This is a genomic window from Streptomyces sp. NPDC017940 (assembly GCF_044328435.1).
In the GTDB taxonomy this organism is placed as follows: domain Bacteria; phylum Actinomycetota; class Actinomycetes; order Streptomycetales; family Streptomycetaceae; genus Streptomyces.
This window is the reverse complement of sequence record NZ_JBIRHJ010000001.1, coordinates 354402-378163: the sequence shown is the minus strand read 5'-3', so window position 1 is coordinate 378163 and position 23762 is coordinate 354402. Positions and strand designations below refer to the sequence as shown.

At 71.6% G+C, this 23762-nt stretch carries 13 protein-coding genes, 1 tRNA gene and 1 pseudogene; 6 read left to right on the top strand and 9 right to left on the bottom strand.

All coding sequences use genetic code 11. The features are described 5' to 3' along the window. From ACH4DX_RS01560 to ACH4DX_RS01550, 3 genes and pseudogenes are all read left to right on the top strand, one after another. Positions 1–1458, top strand: coding sequence for a PP2C family serine/threonine-protein phosphatase (locus ACH4DX_RS01560; RefSeq protein WP_398153597.1), 1458 nt, complete (start codon positions 1–3; stop codon positions 1456–1458). Positions 1459–1666: 208 nt separating this feature from the next. Further along, positions 1667–3010, top strand: a complete 1344-nt coding sequence (locus ACH4DX_RS01555; RefSeq protein ID WP_398153596.1) for a VWA domain-containing protein — start codon at positions 1667–1669, stop codon at positions 3008–3010. Between the two features lie 722 nt (positions 3011–3732). Further along, positions 3733–5283, top strand: a pseudogene (locus tag ACH4DX_RS01550) (FHA domain-containing protein); the annotation flags it as partial. A 48-nt stretch (positions 5284–5331) separates the two neighbouring features. Here the strand turns inward: ACH4DX_RS01550 and ACH4DX_RS01545 are convergent. Beyond that, positions 5332–6321: a methyltransferase domain-containing protein gene (locus tag ACH4DX_RS01545; RefSeq protein WP_398153595.1), complete on the bottom strand. Its 990-nt coding sequence runs from the start codon at positions 6319–6321 to the stop codon at positions 5332–5334. A gap of 85 nt (positions 6322–6406) precedes the next feature. Between ACH4DX_RS01545 and ACH4DX_RS01540 the strand changes: the two genes are divergently transcribed. Continuing rightward, entirely contained in the window at positions 6407–6811 is a 405-nt protein-coding gene (locus tag ACH4DX_RS01540) for a globin (protein ID WP_398153594.1), read from the top strand. A 77-nt stretch (positions 6812–6888) separates the two neighbouring features. On the opposite strand, the gene ACH4DX_RS01535 is transcribed toward ACH4DX_RS01540, so the two are convergent. From ACH4DX_RS01535 to ACH4DX_RS01505, 7 genes are all read right to left on the bottom strand, one after another. Then, positions 6889–7575: a hypothetical protein gene (locus ACH4DX_RS01535; protein ID WP_398153593.1), complete on the bottom strand. Its 687-nt coding sequence runs from the start codon at positions 7573–7575 to the stop codon at positions 6889–6891. Next, entirely contained in the window at positions 7572–8054 is a 483-nt protein-coding gene (locus ACH4DX_RS01530; RefSeq protein WP_398116777.1) for an acyl-CoA thioesterase, read from the bottom strand. Before ACH4DX_RS01530 ends, ACH4DX_RS01535 begins: the two co-directional genes overlap by 4 nt. A 1-nt stretch (position 8055) precedes the next feature. Then, a complete protein-coding gene (gene ettA, locus ACH4DX_RS01525) occupies positions 8056–9720 on the bottom strand; it encodes an energy-dependent translational throttle protein EttA (protein ID WP_398116775.1) in 1665 nt (554 codons plus the stop codon). Positions 9721–9884: 164 nt separating this feature from the next. Further along, positions 9885–11345 carry an LAETG motif-containing sortase-dependent surface protein gene (locus ACH4DX_RS01520; protein WP_398153592.1) on the bottom strand — a complete coding sequence of 487 codons (1461 nt, stop codon included), beginning with the start codon at positions 11343–11345 and terminating at the stop codon, positions 9885–9887. 324 nt (positions 11346–11669) lie between these two features. Then, positions 11670–12221, bottom strand: coding sequence for a single-stranded DNA-binding protein (locus tag ACH4DX_RS01515; RefSeq protein ID WP_398153591.1), 552 nt, complete (start codon positions 12219–12221; stop codon positions 11670–11672). A gap of 224 nt (positions 12222–12445) precedes the next feature. Continuing rightward, positions 12446–14440 carry a GTPase gene (locus ACH4DX_RS01510; protein WP_398153590.1) on the bottom strand — a complete coding sequence of 665 codons (1995 nt, stop codon included), beginning with the start codon at positions 14438–14440 and terminating at the stop codon, positions 12446–12448. Positions 14441–15078: 638 nt separating this feature from the next. Continuing rightward, positions 15079–16728, bottom strand: a complete 1650-nt coding sequence (locus ACH4DX_RS01505; RefSeq protein WP_398153589.1) for a dynamin family protein — start codon at positions 16726–16728, stop codon at positions 15079–15081. A 327-nt stretch (positions 16729–17055) separates the two neighbouring features. Here ACH4DX_RS01505 and ACH4DX_RS01500 point away from each other — a divergent pair. Further along, positions 17056–17128: transfer RNA gene (locus tag ACH4DX_RS01500), tRNA-Arg, on the top strand. A gap of 189 nt (positions 17129–17317) precedes the next feature. On the opposite strand, the gene ACH4DX_RS01495 is transcribed toward ACH4DX_RS01500, so the two are convergent. Beyond that, entirely contained in the window at positions 17318–17806 is a 489-nt protein-coding gene (locus tag ACH4DX_RS01495) for a hypothetical protein (RefSeq protein WP_398153588.1), read from the bottom strand. 1112 nt (positions 17807–18918) lie between these two features. Here ACH4DX_RS01495 and casA point away from each other — a divergent pair. After that, positions 18919–23727, top strand: a complete 4809-nt coding sequence (gene casA, locus ACH4DX_RS01490) for a type I-E CRISPR-associated protein Cse1/CasA (protein ID WP_398153587.1) — start codon at positions 18919–18921, stop codon at positions 23725–23727. Positions 23728–23762: the final 35 nt, after the last annotated feature.

Below are 23762 nucleotides of genomic sequence, written 5' to 3'. Positions count from 1 at the left end.
ATGTCGCAGATGCACCAACCAGCGGCCTTGTCGACGTGTCCCAGCTGCGAGGAGCCCCTGGAGTCGGGCGACTTGTTCTGCGGCGCGTGCGGGTACGACCTCTCCGCGGTTCCCGAGCCGCCGGTGGACCGCCCCACCCTCGCGATCAACGGGCTGCCTCCGGGGCCGCCGCCGGCCGCGCCGCCGCCTCCTCCTCCTCCGGCTACGCCTCCTGCCGTGGGTCCGGCTCCGGCTCCGGCTCCGGCTCCGGCCGAGTGGCCCGTGGCGCCCGAGGTGGACAGTTCCGACGTTCCGGCGCCGACCCACCGGTCCGCGGACCTGCCCGGCACCGACTCCGCGGGCGGTGAACTCCCGGGAGCCGTACCGGGGGAGCACGCGTTCCCCGGGCGGGCCGGGCGGGACGCTCCCGGCGGGGGGCCCGCCGAGCCGGACGAGTATCCGCTGCCCGCTCCCGGCGCGCCGGGAGCCCCGGGAGCTACGGGCGCCCCGGGAGCTACGGCCGCCGAGGGGGCGGAGGCCGGGACGCCTACGGCGCCAGCGGGCACCAAGCTCTGTGTCGCCTGCCGGTCCGGGCACGTCGCCCCGGACGGCTACTGCGAGAACTGCGGCCACGCACAGCCGCGCGAACGGGACCACATGGAGCAGGAACTCGACAGCGTCGCGGCCGTCAGCGACCGGGGCCTCAGGCACCAACGCAACGAGGACGCGTTCACGATCTCCTCGACCGCGCTGCCGGACGGCTCACCCGCCGTCGTCGCCATCGTCTGCGACGGCGTCTCCTCCGCGACCAGGCCCGACGATGCCTCCATGGCCGCGTCGCGCGCCGCCGACCTCGCGCTCAAGGACTCCCTGCCGCGCGGTACGCATCCGCAGCAGGCCATGCACGAGGCGATCGTCGCCGCCGCCGAGGCCGTCAACGCCCTCGCCGAGGAGCCGCACGGGGCCCGCGAGCACCAACCGCACCAGAACGCCCCCGCCTGCACCCTCGTCGGTGCCGTCGTCGCGGGCGGTCTGCTGGTCATCGGCTGGGTCGGCGACAGCCGCGCGTACTGGGTGCCGGTCGACCGCACGGGTCCGGCCGTCCGCCTCACCGAGGACGACTCCTGGGCCGCCCAGATGGTCGCCGCGGGCCTCATGAACGAGGCCGAGGCCTACGCCGACGAGCGGGCCCACGCCATCACCGGCTGGCTCGGCGCGGACGCCTATGAACTGGAGCCGCACACCGCTTCCTTCAAACCGGACCGTCCGGGTGTAGTGGTGGTGTGCACCGACGGCCTGTGGAACTACGCGGAGGCAGCCGAGGAGATGGCCCGCGCCGTGCCCGCCGACGCCGCCCTGCGCCCGCTGCACAGCGCCAGGGTGCTCGTCGGCCACGCCCTCGACGGCGGCGGCCACGACAACGTAACAGTGGCGGTCCTGCCGTTCCCCGCCGCGCCGCGAGGGGCAGGATCGGCCTAGCGCGGGCGGCGGGGGGGCACGGCGTCCGGCGGGACGGGGCCTGGTCCTACGGGGTCTGGTCCCACGCGGTCCGGTCCCACGAGGTCCGGTCCCGCGGGGCTGGTCTCAGGAGACCCGGCCTCACGAGGCCCGGTCTCACGAGATCCGGTCTCACGAGATCCGTTCTCACGAGGTCTGTGGAAGAAAGTCCTAGGGGGGAGCAACGTCCATGGCCATTTTCTCCAAGTCGAACGTGCCACAGTTCACGGTCGACGTGTACCAGAACGAGTACCTGCCCGAAGGCGGCCGCGAGGTCAACGCCATCGCCACGGTCACCTCGACCGGCGGCGGCACGGTCGGCTCCGCGGTCGGCGCGCCCCACCTGTACTCCGCCGCCCAGGGCCCGGACGCGGCAGTCGCGATCATGGTCGACTGCTCGGGCTCCATGGACTACCCGCCGACGAAGATGCGCGGCGCGCGCGACGCCACCGCCGCCGCCGTCGACGCCGTACGCGACGGTGTCCACTTCGCCGTGATCGGCGGCACCCACGTCGCCAAGGAGATCTATCCCGGCGCCGGCCGCCTCGCCGTCGCGAGCCCGCAGACGCGCGCCCAGGCCAAGGAGGCGCTGCGCAAGCTCAGCGCGGGCGGCGGCACCGCCATCGGCACCTGGCTGCGCCTTGCCGACCGGCTCCTGGCCACCGCAGACGTCTCCATCAGACACGGCATCCTGCTCACCGACGGACGCAACGAGCACGAGTCACCCGAAGATCTGCGCGCCTCCCTGGACGCGTGCGCGGGCCGGTTCACCTGTGACGCCCGCGGCGTCGGCACCGACTGGGAAGTGAAAGAGGTCACAGCCATCGCCTCGGCCCTGCTCGGCAGCGCCGACATCGTCGCCGACCCCGCAGGGCTCGCCGCCGACTTCACGCACATGATGGAGGCGGCCATGGGCAAGGAGGTCGCCGACGTCAGCCTGCGGCTGTGGACACCCATGGGCGTGGAGATCATGTTCGTCAAGCAAGTGGCTCCCACGGTGGAGGAGTTGACCGACCGCCGCACCGAGGCGGGCCCGCGCGCGGGTGACTACCCCACGGGGTCCTGGGGCGACGAGTCCCGCGACTACCACGTCTGCGTCCGCGTCCCCGGTGCCGAGCTGGGCCAGGAGATGCTCGCGGCCCGGGTCTCGCTGGTCGTACCGGCCGCGGACGGCACCGTACAGACCCTGTCCCAGGGCCTGGTCAGGGCGGTCTGGACGGATGACATGGCGTCCTCCACCTCCATCAATCCGCAGGTCGCGCACTACACAGGCCAGGCGGAACTGGCACAAGCCATCCAACAGGGTCTGGACGCCCGCAAATCGGGCGACTTCGACGGCGCAACCGCCAAGCTGGGCCGCGCCGTTCAGCTCGCGAGCGCCTCCGGCAACGAGGACACCGCCAAGCTCCTTTCCAAGGTGGTGGACGTGGTCGACGCCGCGACAGGTACTGTTCGATTGAAGGCGCGGGTCGCCGAGGCCGACGAGATGACGCTCGAGACGCGCTCGACGAAGACGGTCCGCGTGAAGAAGTAGTACGCCCTGCCAGTCCCGCGCAAGCAACGCAACGCAAGCAGTGCCTACGGCCCTCGGGCCGGAGAAGGAGAGGGGGAAGCGCCGACATGCCGACCTGCCCGAACGGACACCAGTCGGGTTCCGACGACTGGTGCGAGGTCTGCGGTCACCGCATGGCCGGTGCCGTACCGCCCCCGCCTCCCCCGCCGCCTCCGGCCGCCGCCGGGTACGGGTATCCGCCGCCTGCGGGGGGTCAGCACGGTGGGCCTGGGCAGCCGGGCGGTTCCGGTCAGCCGGGTGGGCCTGGTCAGCACGGTGGGCCCGGTCAGCCTGGTCAGCCGGGCGGTCCCGGTCAGCCCGCCGGGTACGGGTATCCGCCTGCGCCGGGGCAGTCCGGTGGGCCCGGGCAGCACGGTGGGCCCGGTGGGCCCGGTGGGCCGGGTGGTCCTGGTCAGCCTGGCGGTCCCGGGCAGCACGGCGGGCCTGGTCAGCCGGGTGGTCCCGGTCAGCCCGCCGGGTACGGGTATCCGCCTGCGCCGGGGCAGTCCGGTGGGCCGGGGCAGCACGGCGGCCCTGGCGGTCCCGGGCAGCGTGGTGGTTCTGGTGGGCCCGGCCAGCCTGGTGGGCCCGGCCAGCACGGAGGTCCGGGTGGCCCCGGCGGCCCTGGTCAGCCTGGTGGGCCCGGTCCGTACGGTGGGCCCGGTGGCCCTGGTCAGCACGGAGGCCCCGGTGGTCCCGGTGGTCCCGGCCCGCACGGAGGCCCCGGTGAGCCTGGTGGGCCCGGCCCGCACGGTGCCCCGGGCGGCCCCGGCCAGCCCGGCCGCCCACATCTGTCCGCTGTCCCGGACCGGGGCGGCGAGCCCGAGCTCTGCCCCCAGTGCCGTACGCCCCGCGAGGCCAACGCGCCGTTCTGCGAGGAGTGCCGGTGGAACTTCCTGACGGGTACGGCCACGTCGTACACGCCCGCCGCGCCTAACCCGCCGCTGCCCACGGGCGGACCCGGTGGCCCCGGTGGACCGGGCAGGTTCGGTCCCGGTGGCCCTGGCGGCCCCGGCAGCCCCGGCGGGCCCGGCTTTGGCGGTCCCGGTGGTCCGGGCGGACCCGGCGGTCCTGGTGGGCACAACCCCGGCCCCGGCGGCCCGGGAGGCCCCGGCTTCGGTGGTCCCGGGCCGGGTGGCCCCAGCGGGCACGGTGGTCCTGGCGGCCCCGGTCCGACCGGCCCCGGCGGACACGGCCCCGGCCCCGGCCCCGGCGGCCAGCCGTTCCACCAGAACCCGCCCGGCCCGGGTGGCCCCGGCGGCCCGGGCGGTCCGAACGCCCCCGGCACCCCCGGCACCCCTGCCGACAGCGGCCGGCCCGGCCCCGGCCAGGAAGGCCTGGACTACCAGGGCTCCCGCCCCTCACAGATGAACCGCCCGGCCGAGCCGCTCCCGCCGTTCGGCAACGGCGGCGGCAACACCGGCGGCCCCAACGGCCCCAACGGCCCCGGCGGTCCCAACGCCCCCGGCGGCCCGGGTGGCCCCGGTGGCCCCGGCTCGAACCCGCCCGGTGCCCCACAGGCCTTCCACCAGCAGGGCGGCCCCCCGGCACCCCCCGCGTACCCGCAGGAGACCACCGCGCCGCAGGGCCCGCCCCCGCCCGGCCAGGGCGGGCCCGGCGGCCGGTCCGCGCAGCCCTTCGGCGGGGGCGGCGGAGGCGGCGGTGACGACTGGATGATCTCGCCCCCGTCGTCCACGGCCCCCGGCCAGGGCGGTCCCGGTGGTCCGGGCGGTCCCGGCGGCCAGGGCGGCCAGGGCGGCCCCGGCCAAGGCGGCCCCGCGCAGCAGTCCCAGCAGGGCTACCCCGGCCAACAGCAGTCGCAGGCGCCGCCCTCGCAGCCGCAGGGCCCCGGTACCTGGACGGCGACCATCGGTCCTGACCGTGAGTACTTCATGGCGATGATGCAGCGCAGCGGCCCCGAGGCCGCGGGTCTGAACCTGCCCGCGTACTCCCCGGAGCAGCAGCGTCCGATGATCGGCAACCAGATCACGATCGGCCGCCGCCGCCACTCCACCGGCGACACCCCCGACATCGACCTGTCGGTGCCGCCGGAGGACCCGGGCGTCTCGCACCAGCACGCGGTCCTGGTCCAGCAGCCGGACGGCGGCTGGGCGGTCGTCGACCAGAGCTCGACCAACGGGACCACGGTCAACGGCGGCGAGGAGCCCATCCAGCCCTTCGTCCCTGTCCCCCTCCAGGACGGCGACCGGGTGCACGTGGGTGCCTGGACGACGATCACCGTACGCCGCGACTGAGAACCGACCCCTACGGGTCCCCGAAGGGCCGTACACCCGGCAACCGCCTCACAGCGGCCAGGCGTACGGCCCTTCGGGGTCGTCCAGCCACGCCCACTCGTACGCTCCGCTGATGGTGACCCCGAAGCGCTCCCGCGCCGGCCGCCGCTCCCGCTGCCACAGCGCCAGCGCCTCGTACGGATCGAGACTGCCCGCGGTGAGTTCGAGCAGGAACCGGAACAGCTCGTTCGCCAGCGCGCGCCGCGGCAGCCCGTCGACGGGCTGCTCGGGCCGCCTGCGGCCGCTGCCGCCGCGCAGCGGCACGAAGTACGCGGGCGTGTGCAGGAACCGCCCCTGGGCGTGCTCGGCGTCCGTGACCCGCAGGGCGATGAGCCCCGTCGCCAGCGGCGCGAGCACCCGCGCGCCCGGACGGCACTGCGCGAGCCAGGCCCGCGGCACCGCGTCGAGCGAGCAGGTGGCGATGATCCGGTCGAAGGGCGCCCGCTGGGGGCAGCCCGCGGCGCCGTCACCGGTGACGACGGCGGGGCGGTACCCGGCGGTCCTGAGGTGCTGCCGCGCGGACTCCGTGATGTCGGGGTCGAGGTCGACGGTCGTGACGTGCTCGTTCCCGAGCCGGTGGGCGAGCAGCGCCGCGTTGTAGCCCGTACCCGCGCCGATCTCCAGTACGTCGTACCCGGCCCCGTCGCCGACGGCCAGCTCCACCAGCATCCTGGCCATCAGCGAGGGCTGGCTGCTGGAGGAGACCAGCTCGCCGTCCCGTACCCGGGTGGCGAGCGGAGCGTCCGCGTACGCGCCGCGCAGCCACCGCTCCCGCCGTACCGGATCGGGGTCCTCGCCCCACAGCCGCTCGTACTTACCGGTCGTGCTCACGTAGTAGTACGGCACGAAGAGGTGGCGCGGCACCGCCTGGAACGCCTCCCGCCAGGCCGGGTCGTCGTCCCAGGCCCCGCCGGCCTCGATCTCCCGCACCAGTGCGGCCCGCGCCTCCGCGGCCTGCGCGGGGTCGGGTTCCCTGCCGAGCGGAGCGTGCGCACCCATACCCCTACTGTGCTGCCCGTGGCCGCCCGATGCGAGTGGTCCTAAGCCTTCCGTCCTCGTCCTGCGCGTCTGAGACCATGGAGGGGTGAATGAGATCCCGCGCGGCACGCTTCAGGAGCAGACCTTCTACGAACAGGTCGGCGGCGAGGAGACCTTCAGGCGCCTGGTGCACGTGTTCTACCAGGGAGTCGCGGAGGACCCGCTGCTCCGGCCGATGTACCCGGAGGAGGACCTCGGCCCGGCCGAGGAGCGCCTCGCCCTGTTCCTGATGCAGTACTGGGGCGGCCCCCGCACCTACAGCGACAACCGCGGCCACCCGCGCCTGCGCATGCGCCACGCGCCGTTCACGGTCGACAGGGCGGCACACGACGCCTGGCTCAAGCACATGCGCGCGGCCGTCGACACCCTGAACCTCTCCGAGGAACACGAACACACCCTCTGGAGCTACCTGACGTACGCGGCGGCCTCCATGCTGAACACCCCCGGCTGAGCGCCTCACCTGCACGGCTGTGCCCGCCCGTCCCGCAAGGCGGAACGGGGTAGGCACAGCCCCGGTCGACGGTGCCGCTATGTGGGCGTGACGGACAGCGCCCCGACGCCCGCCCGGCGCAGGGCGACGGACCCGTAGGGCGTACGCACCCGCAGCCAGGGCCCGGCCGACAGCAGGTCGACGACGTCGCCGCGCAGGAACCCCAGGGCCTGCGCGGCATGCGCGGCCCGCACGGGCACCTCGGTCCCGGCCAGTCGCCGGGACCAGATCTCCCGCCCCACCCGGTCCAACTCGGCCCGCACCCGCCGCTCGGGCGCCAACTCCTCGACCCGCGCCCGGAATTCGGCGACGGCCGCCTTCACCAGGGCCCGTACCTCCCCCATCGGGGGCAGCCCGGGCAGCTGCCGCCACCCGCCGCGGGGCGGCAGCACACCGGCCCACGGCGGCCCCGTGACGGCGGCGGGCACGACGACGGTCCCCGCCGTCTCCACGGACGTGTCCGCGTCCGCCACGCGCTCGAGGAACTCGCCCGCGGACACGGTGCTGTCGAGCGACGTGTCGAGTCCGTGCTCGTACGGTTTGGCAAGGCGCGCCGTACGGATGGCGAGCACCTCGAACGACGGCGGCCGTCCGAACACCGCGAGGGCGTCCCCCATGGCCTGGAGCCGCACCGCGGCCGCCTTGTCGTAATGGATCAGCCGGGCCAGGAAGGCGGCGACGTCCGCCGCCTCCCCGGCATCGACGAGGTGCAGTCGCACGGTCATGCGACGAGCGCCCCCGAACCGCCGGGGCCGCGCACCGCCGCGGAGCCCACGGCTCCGGCGGCGCTCTCGGGGCGGTACTCCTCGAGGACGGCCCGCTCCTCGGTGGTGATCCGCCGCGGACGCTGCGCCTTCAGGTCGAAGGGCACGACGACCGTCGAGGCCCGCACGTACACCTGCCCGTCCGGCTCGGGGTCCTTGATCTCGTACGAGACCGTCAGCGAGGCGGCACCGATCTTCGTGACCCACGACTCGATGGTCACCGGCTCGTGCCGGTGCACCAGGGGCCGTAGGTAGTCGATCTCGTGCCGCGCCACGACGGACCCGCCGGAGAACGAGGGCCCCTCGTCCTCGGTCGAGAGCCGGAACATGAAGTCGATCCGCGCCTCTTCCAAGTACCGCAGGAAGACGGCGTTGTTGACGTGCCCGAAGGCGTCCATGTCCGACCACCGCAGTGGGCAGCTGTAGAGGTGTCGGGCCATGTCAGCCCCGGGTCAGCTTCTTGTACGTGGCGCGGTGCGGCCGGGCCGCGTCCGGGCCGAGGCGCTCGATCTTGTTCTTCTCGTACGACTCGAAGTTGCCCTCGAACCAGAACCACTTGGAGTCGCCCTCGTAGGCGAGGATGTGCGTCGCCACCCGGTCCAGGAACCACCGGTCGTGGGAGACCACGACCGCGCAGCCCGGGAACTCCAGGAGCGCGTTCTCCAGCGACGACAGGGTCTCGACGTCGAGGTCGTTGGTGGGCTCGTCGAGGAGCAGGAGGTTGCCGCCCTGCTTGAGGGTCAGCGCCAGGTTCAGCCGGTTGCGCTCACCGCCGGAGAGCACGCCCGCGGGCTTCTGCTGGTCCGGGCCCTTGAAGCCGAACGCGGAGACGTAGGCGCGCGAGGGCATCTCGACCTGGCCCACGTTGATGTAGTCCAGCTCGTCCGACACGACCGCCCAGAGCGTCTTCTTGGGGTCGATGTTGGAGCGGTTCTGGTCGACGTAGGAGATCTTGACGGTGTCGCCGACCTTGATGTTCCCGGAGTCCGGGGTCTCCAGGCCCTGGATCATCTTGAACAGCGTGGTCTTGCCGGCGCCGTTCGGACCGATGACGCCCACGATGCCGTTGCGCGGCAGCGTGAACGACAGGTCGTCGATGAGCACCTTGTCGCCGAAGGCCTTGGAGAGGTTCTCGACCTCGACGACGATGTTGCCGAGGCGCGGGCCCGGCGGGATCTGGATCTCCTCGAAGTCCAGCTTCCGCATCTTGTCGGCCTCGGCGGCCATCTCCTCGTAGCGGGAGAGTCGCGCCTTGGACTTGGCCTGCCGCCCCTTGGCGTTGGAGCGGACCCAGTCGAGCTCTTCCTTCAGGCGCTTCGCACGCTTGGCGTCCTTCTGGCCCTCGACCTTGAGGCGGGTGGCCTTCTTGTCGAGGTACGTGGAGTAGTTGCCCTCGTACGGGTGCGCGCGGCCGCGGTCCAGCTCGAGGATCCACTCGGCGACGTTGTCCAGGAAGTACCGGTCGTGGGTGACGGCGACGACGGTGCCGGGGTACTTCGCGAGGTGCTGCTCCAGCCACTGCACGGACTCGGCGTCCAGGTGGTTGGTGGGCTCGTCGAGCAGCAGCAGGTCGGGCGCCTCGAGGAGCAGCTTGCACAGCGCGACGCGGCGGCGCTCACCACCGGAGAGGTTGGTGACGGCCCAGTCGCCGGGCGGGCAGCCGAGGGCGTCCATGGCCTGCTCGAGCTGGGTGTCCAGGTCCCACGCGTTCGCGTGGTCGAGGTCCTCCTGGAGCTTGCCCATCTCCTCCATGAGGGCGTCGGAGTAGTCCGTCGCCATCAGCTCGGCGACCTCGTTGAACCGCCTGAGCTTGCCCATGATCTCGGCGGCGCCGTCCTGCACGTTCTCCAGGACGGTCTTGGACTCGTCGAGCGGCGGCTCCTGGAGGAGCATGCCGACCGTGAAGCCCGGGGAGAGGAACGCGTCACCGTTCGACGGCTGCTCGATGCCCGCCATGATCTTGAGCACCGTGGACTTGCCGGCGCCGTTCGGACCCACGACACCGATCTTCGCGCCGGGCAGGAAGTTCAAGGTGACATCGTCGAGGATCACCTTGTCGCCGTGCGCCTTGCGCGCCTTGCGCATGGTGTAGATGTACTCAGCCAAGAGGAACCGTCCGGCAATCAGTGTGTGGGCAGATACACCCCATCTTGCCTGACAGCCACCTCCCGGAGGAAACCAGTAGGCCGTGGAGCCGCCTACCTGGACCTTCCCCGCACCAGGCCCGTGATCGACCTGTCACTGGCTGTCAGAGAGGCGGGGCCTTCCTCTCAGTCCTCGGACGAGGCCGCTCGCGCCGGGCCCGCCGTGTCGTTCTTCCTGCGCAGGAAGAACACCGCGCCGCCGCCGACCACGACCATGACGACCGCGATGCCCGCTATCAGCGGCGTCGCGTTCGACCCGCCGGTGTCGGCGAGGTCGCCGCCCCCGGAGGTACCGCCCGCCGAGGCGGGGCTCGGCTCGGACGCGGGCTGTGCCTTGCCGCCGACGTCCACCGCGCTGCCCTCGGTCCTACAGTCGAGGACCCCCGCGAACCGCTTCTGGAACCCGCCGGGCCCCGTGATCGTGAAGTCGTAGGCCTGGTCCTCCTGGAGCGGTATCGTCACCGTCCGCTTCGCACCGGCCCCGATGGTGTGCTCGACCCCCATCAGGCGGAAGGTGAACGGGGCGTCTCCCTTGTTGCTCGCCGCGATGTCCACGCCGCGCTCGGCGCAGTTCTTCTCCGCGGACAGCGCGGGTATCGCACCCTTCTGCGCCCAGTGCGCGGTCGCGACGGCGGACACCGTCGACTCGCTGGAGCCCGCGAGTATCTGTGTCTGGCTGCGGGTCTCGGAGGTGAAGGCCCGCCCGACGGGCACGGTCGTCGACGCCTGCACCTCGAGGGCGGCCATGCCGTCCGGGCTGCCCTTCGGCACGTCGAAGAAGAGCCTGCTGCCGTCGCGCGCCGCCTCGACCGGCTTGCCGTCCTTGCCGACGACCCGCACGCCGCTCGCCGAGTCCGCGGGCGGTGTGACGCTCACGCCCTCCGCGCCGGTCCGCACGGTCACCGGACCGATGCGCTCGCCCGCGCGCCCGGCGACGGCCGGTGGTTCCAGCGTCAGCGACGCCTTCGGCTCCGGGGTGTTGCGGGCGCTGCGCTGGAGGTAGTCCGCGAGCTTCTCCGCCTGCGGGTCGACGGCCCGCACGTCGGCCTTGTCGGAATACCGCCAGATCGCCACCTGCGTGCCGGCCGCGGCCGCCTCCGCGGTGAGCGACTTCGCTCCGGCCTTGCGGGCGAGCTGCGCGAGGTCGTTCACCCGGGGGTAGGAGTGCTGGAGGATCCAGCGGATCCTGCCCGCCCCGGCGTTGCCGTTCAGGGACGTGCCGCGCCAGGGCGTCTCCCGGTACTTCGCGTCCTTCTGCGTGGGGTTGTGGACATCGACGCAGTACGTCTGGAGGGTGCCGCCGTTGTCCACGGACATCTCGAAGAGGCCCGCGGGTATCCGGTGGCTGGCGCCGTCCTCCCGTACGACCGCCTGGCCGTGCGTCCTGAGGTCCGTGAGGGTCGCACTCGCCCCGCCCCGGTACTGCGGGGTGTCCGCCACCGTGGTCCCGGCCGCGGGGACCGTCAGGCCCGCCAGGGCGAGCCCGGACACGGCCGCGACGGCGGCGAGACGGCCCGCACTCCGACGGCACGGCGACGACTTGGCGAGCGCCTTGACCGCGGGGCGCTCCGAGAACGCAGAAAACACAGAATTCCCCTCCGGGCGGGACCCATTCACATGAGGGGGGACTGGTCCCGCCAGCAGATTCAACCGAGCAGAGTCATCTGCCGATCGCCCCGTCCAGGCCTCAACCGCCATACAGAGCCTCGCCCGGCATCCTAAGGACGTGGCGCATCGCGCTTCCCAGGAGTTCGGCCCCACAACCGATCCGAATCGGAATCGTTATCGACAACCCCCCTTCTGAGCTGGGTATATCGACAAATCGTTGGTTCCGTTTCGATCTTCGGCCGACCTCCGCACACCATGCTCACGCGGTCCGTGCGGGGCCCTCACCGGACCTGTGCGGCCTCTTCACCCGGCCGCCGCGGCGTCCAACTCCCGCTCGGTCCCTTCCGCGTCCGTATCCGAGTCCGCACCCGGATCCGCTTCCGGGTCCGGCCCCGCTCCCCCTTCCCCACCCGTCCTCCGCGGCGGAGGCAGCTCGAACTCCGGCTCGTCCGCGGCCTCCGGGGCGGCACTTCGGTCCTGCTGGAGGAAATGGGCCGGTTTGCCCGCGCGCCGGAACGCGGACGTACCCCGCGCGAGGTCGTGTCCGATCGCGTGGGCGTCGATGTCCGCGGATTGCCAGTGCTGTCCGCCCCGCTCCTCGTCCCGCACCCGCAAGCGCCCCCGCACGATCACTGGTTCACCCACGGAGAGCGAGCCCTGCGCGTTGACGCCGAGTGCGCGCCTTGCCCACACCGTGAAGAAGTTGGTGTGCCCGTCCGACCAGACGTTCCGTGTCCGGTCGAAGTGCCGTGCCGTCACCGCGATGCGGAAGCGCGTCACCGGTCCGGACGGCAGCTCGCGGAACACCGGCGTCGTCGCCACGTTCCCCACCACCGTCACCATCGTGTCGTTCATGCCGACCCCTCCCTCGTCCCCGGTCGTGCGGGCCTGTCCCGCACGGCTTCGGCGACCGCGGATCCAGATTGCCCCCCGGCGTACCGAGCCCGCTGAGACCTGTGCGCTACCGCCCGGTTGTGGACAACTCCGCCACCCGAAGGCGCACTTCCGCACCCGCCGTCCCCACCCCCGACTCCGCCTCCGCTCCCGCCCCCGCCAGGGCCCGCCCCGCCCAGGAACCCTCACCCCCGCTGAGCCACCCGCACGTACTGCTCCCGCACCTCCCGATACCGCAGCAGCTCCGCCGCCACCGGATCGAGGACCCGGGCCCGGCCGCACCCGGCGGCGGCCTCCCGCAGCCGCCGCTCGGCCTCGTAGCCGTACCGCCGTGCCGGACCGCGCGCCGCCATCCGGCTCGCCCACTCCACGAGGGGGCCGCCGACGATGCCCAGGACCATCAGGAGCACCGGCACACCCAGGTTCGGCTCCGAGATCCCGACGATCTGCCCCATCAGCCACAGCCCGCCGACGACCTGGAGCATCGTCATGGCGGCCTGCGCGAGCACCGCGACCGGCCACCACCCGGGCCGCGGTGGCCGTCCGCCCGGCAGTGCCGCGCGCAGGGCCAGCTCGTCGAGGGCTTCGGGCAACCCCTGGGCGCCGCGCGCGGCCGCTTCCCGTACGGCCTGTCCCCAGGGTGTGGGCAGTCCGGTCGCCGCCGCGTCGGCCACGGTGCGCACGGCGTGCTCCACGCGCGCGCGTGCCGTGGCCTCCTTGTCCACGGGCGGCGGCACCACGTGCTTGCCGGTGTGGTAGGGGAAACGCTTCGCCTCGTACCAGCGCCACAGCCGCAGCCAGGGCGCGGAGCAGGCCTTGTTCGCGTGTCTGCGCCAGGCACGCTCGGCGGCCTGGCCTGCGGCCGCCGCGCCCACCGCCTCTCCGAGCCGGTCGGCGAACTCGTCGCGCGCCTCCTCGCTGAGACCGATCGCGCCCCGCGCGGACGCGGATCCCACTCCCGAGGCGTACACGGGCCGCAGACGGGCCGCCGCGGCGTCCAGGTCCGCCTCGACACGCCGCGCGGCGGCACCCCGCTCGCGCGTGAACTGCCCGAGCGACTCTCGGAGTTCCCCGACGCCGTCACCGGTCAGGGCGGACAGCGCGAGCACGGTGGCGCCGGGTTCGCCGTGCTCTCCGAGGGCGATGCCGTCCTCGTCGAGGAGCCGCCGCAGATCGTCAAGGACCAGGTCGGCGGCGTCTCCCGGGAGCCGGTCCATCTGGTTGAGCACGATGAACATGACCTCGGCGTGGCCCGCCATGGGCCGCAGATAGCGCTCGTGCAGCATCGCGTCGGCGTACTTCTCGGGGTCGACGACCCAGATCACCGCGTCCACGAGCCCGAGGATCCGGTCGACGTGCTCGCGGTGGCCGTCGGCCGCCGAGTCGTGGTCGGGCAGATCGACCAGTACGAGGCCCTGCAACGCCTGCGCGTCGGGGCCCTGGAGGGGCCGTCTGCGCAGCCTCCCCGGGATGCCGAGCCGGTCGAGCAGCGGGGCCGCGCCATCCGTCCAGCTGCAACCGATCGGGGCGGCGGTCGTAGGCCTGCGGACGCCGGTCTCCGAGATCGTCACTCCCGCCAGGGCGTTGAACAGCGTCGACTTGCCGCTGCCGGTGGCACCCGCCAGGGCGATGACGGTGTGCCGGTCGGAAAGGCGCCGGCGCGCCGCGGCCTCGTCGAGCACCTGCCCCGCCTCCGCGAGCGTCGCGCCGTCGAGCCGCGCCCGGGACAGCCCGATGAGCTCGCGCAGGGCCTCCAGGCGGCCCCGCAAGGAGCCTTCGTAGGCGACGGTGGTGTGCGCCGAGGAGGTGGCGGCGCCGCTGTGCGAGGAGCTGTACGAAGTGGAACTGTTGTACGAGGAGGACGATCCCGTGGCGTACGGGGACGACGTCCCCACGTTGTACGGGGACGACGGCCCTGCGTCGTACGAGGTCGACGGTCCCGCGTCGTAAGAGGTCGACGTTCCCGCGTACGAGGACGCCGACCCGGCGGTGTACGACGCGGGCGCCGCCCCGACGGTGTACGTGGACGACGTGTCGGCGGCGTACGTGGACGATGTCCCCGTGGACGGCGGAAGGGCCGCCACCGGCCCGGCGGACGGTTCGAGGGCGCGGGCCGCCCTGGCTCCCATGGCCGCCCGCAGCTGCCCGTCCGCGTCCGCGGCAGCCGTGCCCGGCGTCACCCTCCGGGCGATGAGCCCGTCGTCCCAGACGACTCCGGCGGCCCGTTCGCGGTGCCCCGCGCGGGTGCCGTTCTCGCCGCCGTCCTGTCCGGCACGGGCGGCACGCGCCTCGCGGGCGACTGCGAGGTCGCCGGGACCTCCGGGCCCCTCGGGCCCCCCGGGCCCCCCAGAGTCGGCGGTACCGGTGGTGTCCGCGGAGGCACGGGCGGGCCGGGCGGTGGACCCGGCGGCGTCCCCAGCCCCACCAGGACGCCCCTCGGCGTGTTCCCCGCGTCCAGCGCGATCGGTGCACGAGAATTCATCCGAACGGTCCACTTGATCGGTGCGATCGGCCGGATCCGCGCGGTCGGTGTGACGCGTGCCGGCGGCGTGACACGTGCCATCGGCGTGGTCGGTGTGACCCGTGCGATCAGCGCGACCTGTGTAGTCCTTACGACCTGTGTGATCACTGGGACCTGTCTGGCCAGTGCGACCTGTCTGACCTGTCTGACCTGTCTGACCGCTGGGACTTTTCTGATCGCTAGGACTTGCCTGATTGCTGGGACTTGCCTGATCGGTGTGATCTGTCTGATCGGTGTGATCTGTCTGATCGGTGTGACCTGTCTGGTCGGTGTGGCCCGTGACGGCGGTCACCGCGGTCACCTCTCCTTCTGCAATAGGGACAGCGCGGCGATGAGCTCGGCCTGCGGCTCCGGGGTGACATCGAGGGCGTCGAGGGGGGCGAGGCGCCGCTCCCGCTCCGCGCCGAGGACCCTGTCCAGGTAGTCGGCGAGGAGCCGGCTGCCGCGGTCGCGCAGCCGCAGAGCACCGTGGGCGCCGATGCGCTCGGCCAGGGTCTCCCCCGCGGAGCGCGCCCGCCGCCCGCCGAGGACGGCGGTGGCGAGAAGCGCGGCGACGACGTCGGCGTCGGGCAGGGCGCCCTTGTCGATGCGGTCGAGGGCGCGCACCTCGTCCTCGGCGTGCTCCTCCAGTTCGCGCCGCCAGCGCCGTACGGCCACGCCGATGCGGTGTTCGGGTCTTTCGGCGTCTTCGTAGGGGGCACTTTCGTAGCGGCCGTCGCGGCGGGCGAGTCCGGGGGCGCGGGCTGCGGGCTCGCGCCGCCAGGCGTCGTCGATGCGTTCGTCGGCGGCGGTGACCGCGCACAGGAGCAGCGCTTCCAGGCTCTCGGAGATGGCGTCGAGGAGCTCGTCGGGACCGCAGTCCAGCGGGTAGGCGCGCCAGCGTTTCAGGGCGTCGCCGGCGAGCACGGCACCTGCCCCCAGCCGGTCACGTACGCGCGCGTGCTCCCGTTCGTAGGCGTCGTCGACGGCGGAGGTGAGTCGCAGGGCGGCGGCGTACTGGGCGGCGACGGCGCCGGCCAGTTCCGGCATGCGGGCGTTCAGCGAACCGATGACTCCGTAGGCAGTGCGTTCGATGGCTTGCCTACGGGAGGACGGGTCCTGCGCGCGGTGGGCGAGCCAGACCCGGAGGGGCTCCACGGCGCTGGCGGGCAGCAGTCCGCCGCCGCCCGCGGACTCGGGCAGTTCGGGGACGGTGAAGCGGGGCACTTCGCCGAGTCCGGCCTTGGTGAGCAGGGCGCCGTACTGGCGTGACACCTCGCCGACGACCTGGTGCGGGACGCGGTCGAGGACGGTGACGAGGGTGGCGTCGTACTCCTTGGCGGTGCGCAGCAGGTGCCAGGGCACGGCGTCGGCGTACCGGGAGGCCGTGGTGACCATGACCCACACGTCCGCGGCGCAGATCAGCTCGGCGGCAAGGACACGGTTGTCGGCGAGGAGGGAGTCGATGTCGGGGGCGTCGAGGAGGGCGAGGCCGCGGGGCAGCGTGTCGGCGGTCTCGACGCGCAGCGCCCGGTCGTTGTCGCCGCCCGCGGTCGCGGCGGCCCTGTGGTGTCCGTCACCGTCCTCCCGGGTCACCCACACGCGCGTGAGGTGGGGCAGGACGCGCACTCCGGAGAACCAGTGCTGGTCCTCCGGGTGACACACCAGGACGGGCGTACGGGTGGTGGGGCGGAGCACGCCCGCCTCACTGACCTGCCGCCCGACGAGGGAGTTCACGAGCGTCGACTTGCCGGCACCGGTGGAGCCCCCGACGACGGCCAGCAGGGGCGCTTCGGGGGCCCGTAGCCGGGGCACCAGATAGTCGTCGAGCTGTGCGAGCAGCTCGTCCCGGTTGGCCCGCGCGCGTGGCGCTCCCGGCAGGGGGAGCGGAAAGCGTGCGGCGGCGACACGCTCACGGAGGGCGGAGAGCGCGTCAAGCAGTTGAGGCCGTACGTCCAAGGTCGCCACATGCGAAGAATGCCCAATTTTGACGGCTTTCTGAAGCATATGGACACCCCTGCGCGCCGATCGGATCACCCGCGAGGGGAGGGGCGACTGGGGCGCAGGCATAACGAGTGCACAACACCCGGGGCGCCAGACGCCAAAAGCGATGCGCGATTCGCACCTGCCTGCGATTATCGGGATCGCTTCACCGAACCTCCACATCGCGCGGCGGAGGTGAAGCACCGGGGACAAGCCACCAGGAGCCCTATCCTTGACCCCGGCCCACGGTCCACGGCCCCGGCAGGCCACAGACCAGGCCACACCGGGCTCCAGGCCACCGGCCGCCACCCGGCCCCCGTAGCTCAGTGGATAGAGCAGGCGCCTTCTAAGCGCTTGGCCGCAGGTTCGAGTCCTGCCGGGGGCGCTTCAGCCCATCCTTGTTCGGCCCTCCACCTCGGAGGGCCTTATTGCTGGACGGCAACGTAGCGGGTTGTGGGTAGCGGACACGTAAGCGCCGGACCGCCCCCAGGTCAGGGCGGGGAGGGTCCGGCGCTGTCCGGCTGTCACCGGGTTTCTGAATACGCGGGGAAGTTCTCCGAGAGCACCGTGAGCCTCACAAGGGGATCTCCGGGAGGTCTCCCCTCGCTTCGATCCGCTTCTTGAGGTCCGTGAGCTGCCCCGAGACGCATCGGGTGTAGATGGCGAGCAGCACCGGAACACTGTTGCCCGCCCACTCCGCTACCTGCGCGGCCGGCACTCCGTCGTTGAGCCAGTTCGTGAGGCAGGTGTGCCGCAGGTCGTACACCCGCTTCCCGAGCGGCGAAGCGAACTCCTCGGGCGTGAGGACCTTGAGCCGTGCGGTTCGCCACGCACGGCGGATGACCGATCCGGCGAGCATCTCGCCCTTCTCGCCCGGAAACAGCAGGTCGCCCGGCTTGAGCTCTTGGGCCTTGATGTGCTCGCGAAGAACCTTCGTGAGGGAGGGGTGCCCCGGCACGATCCGGGTGTCGTCCGCGACCCGTCCCTTCAGGCCCCGCTTTTCGTGGATCGCTCCCGTGTCGGTCCAGTTCTTGCCGACCTCCGGCTGAGCGGTGTGGAACACAAGTTCACTCCACTGATCGTGTCTCGCCCGTCAGGTCGACATGGCGGGTTTCAGCGCACCACGACGGCGTGTACAGGTCGCAGGCCGGAAGCACCGGCCCAGTCGTCGAAGACGTCGAGCCGCCTTCGTCCCCGCTGAATGGCGGGAGCGCGGCCGTCCTCACAGGCGGGACCCGCGCGGGCCCCACTCAGACCGCTGCTCGAGCAATGCCCGGCCGAGCAGAAGGTCGATGATGAGATGGTTTGCCTAAGGAGAGTCCACTTCTTACTAGGAATGACCAACTGTGGCGCGCGGCCGATTCTCATACCGTTGTCGACCAGGCCCGGGATTTCCTGAGTGCCGCCTGTGGCGGGGTGGGAGGCCCTGAGGGGCATCTCCCAGCGCCCGAACACCACACTGCGCGTCATCACCATCCGCGCCGTCCATAAGGCCGCCCTCAGCCACACTCGGCACCGGGGTGCACTGCCACCGCCCATTGGCCTGCACCACCGAGGCCGCGCCCCTGCCCCCGGCCGGAAAGTCGTACCTCCAACTGGGCCTTGTGACTATCTAAGCGACCAACTGCCCTTGCAATGTGCGTGGTTGAGCCAATCAGACGGGCGGCGACTACCGTGCCACACAGCGGCGCCCAGGACTCACTGCATGAGCGACCACGCCCGCACGAAAAAAGCCAGGCCCGCAGCGCATTGCCATGAGTGCGGGCCCAGCTTGCCCCCATGCCATCAACTCGGAGGAGCACCCTTACGCTACGCCCGGTTAGGGCCACAGCCCACTCCACAGAGCCACCCTCCGCCTGGCACGGGCTGCTCGTCACCCTGCTGGCCAGCTGTCCCACTGCGCCTTCCTCCCTCACGCCCTTGGTATGGGGCGGAGTTGTTGTAGTTGTCGTGATCTTGATGCTGATGCGACCACTGCCGCATGGCCACCTCGCCCAACCCTCCTAAAGAGGTGAGGCCCGGCACCGTCGCGCGGACGGTGCCGGGCCTCAGCTTCGCTCTCATGAACTGGACCTCCTCGTACGTAACGAGGAGTCGCCACTACTGCCACCGCCGTGTCCGGCTCAAGCACCGGACCATCCCCGCAGCGATGACTTCTGCACAGAAGGCCATGCCATGCCCAACATGCCTGCGCTTCCATCTGAGTCCGTCAGAAAGGCGACGTTCTCCCAGCTGTCTGCCGCCGCACGCGCTGTGTGGGCGAAGCACGATCGCAAGACGGATGGCTGGTTGCCGCTCTGGCGGCACATGGCTGACAGTGCGGCAGTAGCCGGGAAGCTGTGGGACGACTGGCTGCCCCGCAGCATGAAGGGGCTCGTGGCCGAAGCTCTCCCTGAGGGGGAGGCGGATGCCCGGCGGCTCGCTGTCTTTCTTGGCGGTGTACATGACATCGGGAAGGCTTCTCCCGCCTTCGCCTGCCAAGTGGATCTTCTCGCTGAAGGCATGCGTACTGCCGGACTCGACATGCTCTCCCGCAAGGAGTACGGCACCGACCGCCGCCTGGCCCCACACGGGCTGGCTGGACAACTGCTCCTGCAGGAGTGGCTGGAATCGAGACATGGGCTGAACCCACGGGCGTCCGGGCAGTTCGCGGTCGTGGCGGGCGGGCATCACGGGACGCCTCCTGAGCATCAGCAGATCCATGATCTGCAGCTGCGATCGCGGCTGCTGCGGCATCCCGGGTCCAGTGAGGCCGAGTGGCGGCGTGTGCAGTATGAGCTGCTGGACGGGTGCGCCGAGATGGCTGACGTGGGGTCCCGGTGGGCGTCCTGGGGCGCGGCCCGGTTGCCGCAGCCGGTTCAAGTGGTGCTGACAGCTGTCGTAATTCTCTCCGACTGGATCGCCAGTGCTCCCGAGCTGTTCCCCTACGACCCCGCGTCCTGGCAGCCAGCAGGTCCACTCGGCGAGACACGTCGCCTTCACGCCGCGTGGCGGGGACTCGAGCTCCCCGGGCCCTGGTCTCCGAGGGAGCCGGAGCAGGCGGCAGAGACGCTCTTCGCGGAGCGGTTCACTCTGCCGGAGGGAGCACGGATCAGGCCCGTTCAGGAGGAAGCGGTTCGGGTGGCGCGGGCGATGCCTGCGGCCGGGTTGTTGATGATCGAGGCGCCAATGGGCGAGGGCAAGACCGAGGCCGCCTTCGCCGCTGCGGAGATTCTGGCGGCGCGGAGCGGAGCAGGCGGCTGTCTGGTGGCGCTGCCCACCCGGGCCACGGGAGATGCCATGTTCCCGCGCTTGCTGCGATGGCTGGACAAGCTCCCACTGGACGGACCGCAGTCCGTCGTCCTAGCGCATGCCAAGGCCGCGCTCAACGACGTGTGGGCGGGCATTATGCGACGGGACCGCCGGGCGATCGCCGCGGTGGAGCTGGACGGACGCCAACAGGTAGACGCGGAGCACGCCGCCGAGCGCACCGAGCCCGCTGGGCTGCACGCCCACCAGTGGCTGCGTGGTCGCAAGAAGGCGTTGCTGGCCTCATTCGCGGTCGGCACTGTTGATCAGGTGCTGTTCGCGGGACTCAAAAGTCGGCACCTGGCACTGCGTCATCTGGCGGTGGCGGGCAAGGTCGTCATTATCGATGAAGTACACGCGTACGACGCCTATATGAGTCGCTATCTCGACCGTGTCCTGGAGTGGCTCGCCGCCTACCGGGTGCCGGTCGTGCTGCTCTCGGCCACGTTGCCAGCTGATCGCAGACGTTCACTGGCTGCCGCGTACACAGGGCAGCCGACGGAGGCGGACGGGCTGGGGCCGGAATCGGTGCCTGATGACGCCTACCCGCTGATCACTGCGGTCGCCCCGGGCGCAACGACTCAAGTGGCACGGCCTGCGGCGGCCTCTGGGCGCCGTACAGACGTGTGCTTGGAACGGTTGAATGATGATCTCGACCGCCTTGCCGACCGGCTGGAGTCGGAGTTGGCGGGCGGGGGCTGTGCGTTGGTAGTGCGTAATACCGTCGACCGTGTACTGGCGGCGGCGGATGTGCTGCGGGAGCGGTTCGGGGACGGCGCGGTGACCGTGGCACACTCACGCTTTCTAGCCGCCGACCGTGCCGCGAGGGACATGGAGTTGCGGGAAAGGTTCGGTCCCGGCAGCGACCCGGTGACGGGGCCGCACGTTGTGGTAGCCAGCCAAGTGGTCGAACAGTCGCTCGATGTGAATTTCGACCTGCTGGTGACCGATCTCGCCCCCGTCGACCTGTTGTTGCAGCGTATGGGGCGTCTGCACCGCCATCCGCGTGAGCGGCCTCCACGCCTGGCGCAAGCCCGGTGTCTGGTGACGGGAGTGGCCGATTGGCCGTCCGCCACACCGCAGCCGGTCAAGGGCTCGGCCTCCATCTATGGGGAATACCTCCTACTGCGCACGCTGGCGGTCTTGGACACGCATCTGGAGGGAGAGCCGCTGGTACTGCCGGACCACATCAGCCCGCTGGTCCAAGAGGTGTACGGGTGCGCCGAAGTCGGCGCTCCCGAATGGGCCGAGAAACTGGCTGAGGCCCGCGCGGAGCATCTACAGATCCTTGCGAGAAAACGCGAGAAGGCCGGCGACTTCCTTCTGGGACCAGTGCGCCGGGCAGGGCGGCCGGTGATCGGCTGGCTGGAGGCCAACGCCGGGGACGCGGACGACAGCCGATCCGGACGGGCGCAGGTGCGCGACACTTCAGAGAGCTTGGAGGTCTTGGTCGTCCAGCGGCTGCGGGACGGCCGTCTGATCACCGTGCCGTGGCTGGACGGCGGGCGGGGCGGCCTGGATCTGCCGACCGATTTCCTGCCGAGCCGACGTGCCGCCGAGGCAGCCGCGGCGAGCGCCATCACGCTGCCCTGGCAATTCTGTAAACCCTGGGTGATCGACCGGACCATCGAGGAGCTGGAGCGCTTCTTGGTCGAAGCCTGGCAGGTGAAGGAATGCCCCTGGCTGGCTGGGGAGTTGCTTCTCGTTCTCGATGAGGATTGTCAGACCCGTCTGTCAGGCTTCGTTCTCAGCTACAGCAAGGACGACGGGCTACGGGTACTGCCTCCTACCGAACCCGCAAATGTGACGGGCCCGGAAAGGGCAGCGACTTCGCCTGAGGACGGAGACAATCATGGGCGTGCTGCGGACATCGGAGTTACGAGCCCTGAGCCGACAACAGAGCTGGTGGACCGGCCCGAGGAGCTCTCAGCCCAGACGGCGACAACTGGTACTCCGAGTCTGCACGAGGGTCCGCAGGAGGTGGGCCCGTTGACGCCCCGCACGACCCGCACCGACGCTGCTGGCCCGCCATCCTTCGATCTGGTCACCCGTCCGTGGCTGCCGGTACAGCGTCTGGACGGCAATACCGTGGATCTGTCGCTGCAAGCTCTCTTCGCGCAGACCCGTGAGCTGCGAAGGCTCGTAGGTGACGTGCCGACGCAGGAGTTGGCGCTGCTGCGGCTGCTCCTTGCTGTCGCGCACGACGCTTTCGACGGGCCGGTGGGTCTGGAGGACTGGGAGGAGCTGTGGCAGGCGAAGGAGCCCTTCGCTCCGGTGCTGGACTACCTTCGCCGATACAGTGATCACTTCGACCTACTGGACGCCGAGCGGCCGTTCTACCAGGTGAGCGGTCTGCGTACGGACAAGGACGAGGTCGCTTCGCTGAACCGGTTGGTCGCCGACGTCCCCAACGGTGACCCATTCTTCGCCATGCGCCGCCCCGGCGTGGACCGGCTCTCGTATGCCGAGGCGGCCCGGTGGCTGATCCACGCTCATGCCTACGACACCTCCGGCATCAAGTCCGCCATGGCCGGTGACGACCGTGCCAAGGCGGGCAAGGTCTACCCCCTCGGGGTGGGGTCGGCAGGCAATCTGGGCGGGATCTTCGCCGAAGGGGCGACCCTCCACGAGACTCTACTGCTGAACCTCATCGCTCTCGACGAAGGCATCGCCGAGGTGGCGGACCACGCGAGCTCGCCTGACGCTGACCGGCCCGCCTGGCGACGGGAGGAGCCGTTCGGCCCGGGGCCGCGCGGAACAGCCCCCGATATCATCCGGCCGGACGGGCTGCGGGACCTGTACACCTGGCAGTCCCGCCGGATCCGCCTACATGCCGAGGACGGCACCGTCACGGGTGTGGTCCTGGGCTACGGCGATCCGCTGACGATGTCCGCGCCGTGGAAGCTGGAGCCCATGTCGGGGTGGCGGCGCAGCCAGGCTCAGGAGAAGAAGCAGGGCCGCCTGCCGGTGTACATGCCGCAGCAGCACGATCCGAGCCGAGCTGCCTGGCGGGGCCTGGACAGCCTGCTGCGCACCCGACGCGCCGCCACGGACGACAGCGGGCGAGGGGTGCCCGAATCGCTGCCGTCCGGAGTCGTGCGCTGGTCTTCCATGCTCACCACCGAGCACATCCTCGATCCGCAGATGCTGATCCGGCTGCGGCTCATCGGCGCCCAGTACGGCACGCAACAATCCGTCGTGGACGAGATCGTGGACGACTCGGTAGTCCTCCCCGCAGTGCTGCTGCACCAGGAACGCGCGGATTTCCGTACGGCGGCGGTCGACGCTGTGGCCGACGCGGACGAAGCCGTACGTGCCCTGGGCCACCTCGCCGGGAATCTGGCGCGAGCCGCCGGAACCAACGCGGCACCCGCCACAGACACCGCCCGTGACCTCGGCTTCGGGACGCTGGATGGCCCCTACCGCCAGTGGCTGGCCACATTGGCCACGTACTCCGACCCGGAGGCGGCCCGCAAGCAGTGGCAGGCCACAGTGCGCCGCCACATGCTCCGGCTCGGCCGGGACCTGCTGAACTCCGCGGGCCCGGCCGCATCGGAAGGCCGCGTCATCGACCTCCCCGGGCACGGCCCGACCTGGGTCAACGACGCCCGCGCGCAGACGTGGTTCCACCGGCGGCTGAACAAGATCCTGCCCGACACCGTGAACCGGCCCGGCGGTACCCAGGCCACCAGCTGACGCTCCTCGCAACCCGAACCCGAACCTGACCCACC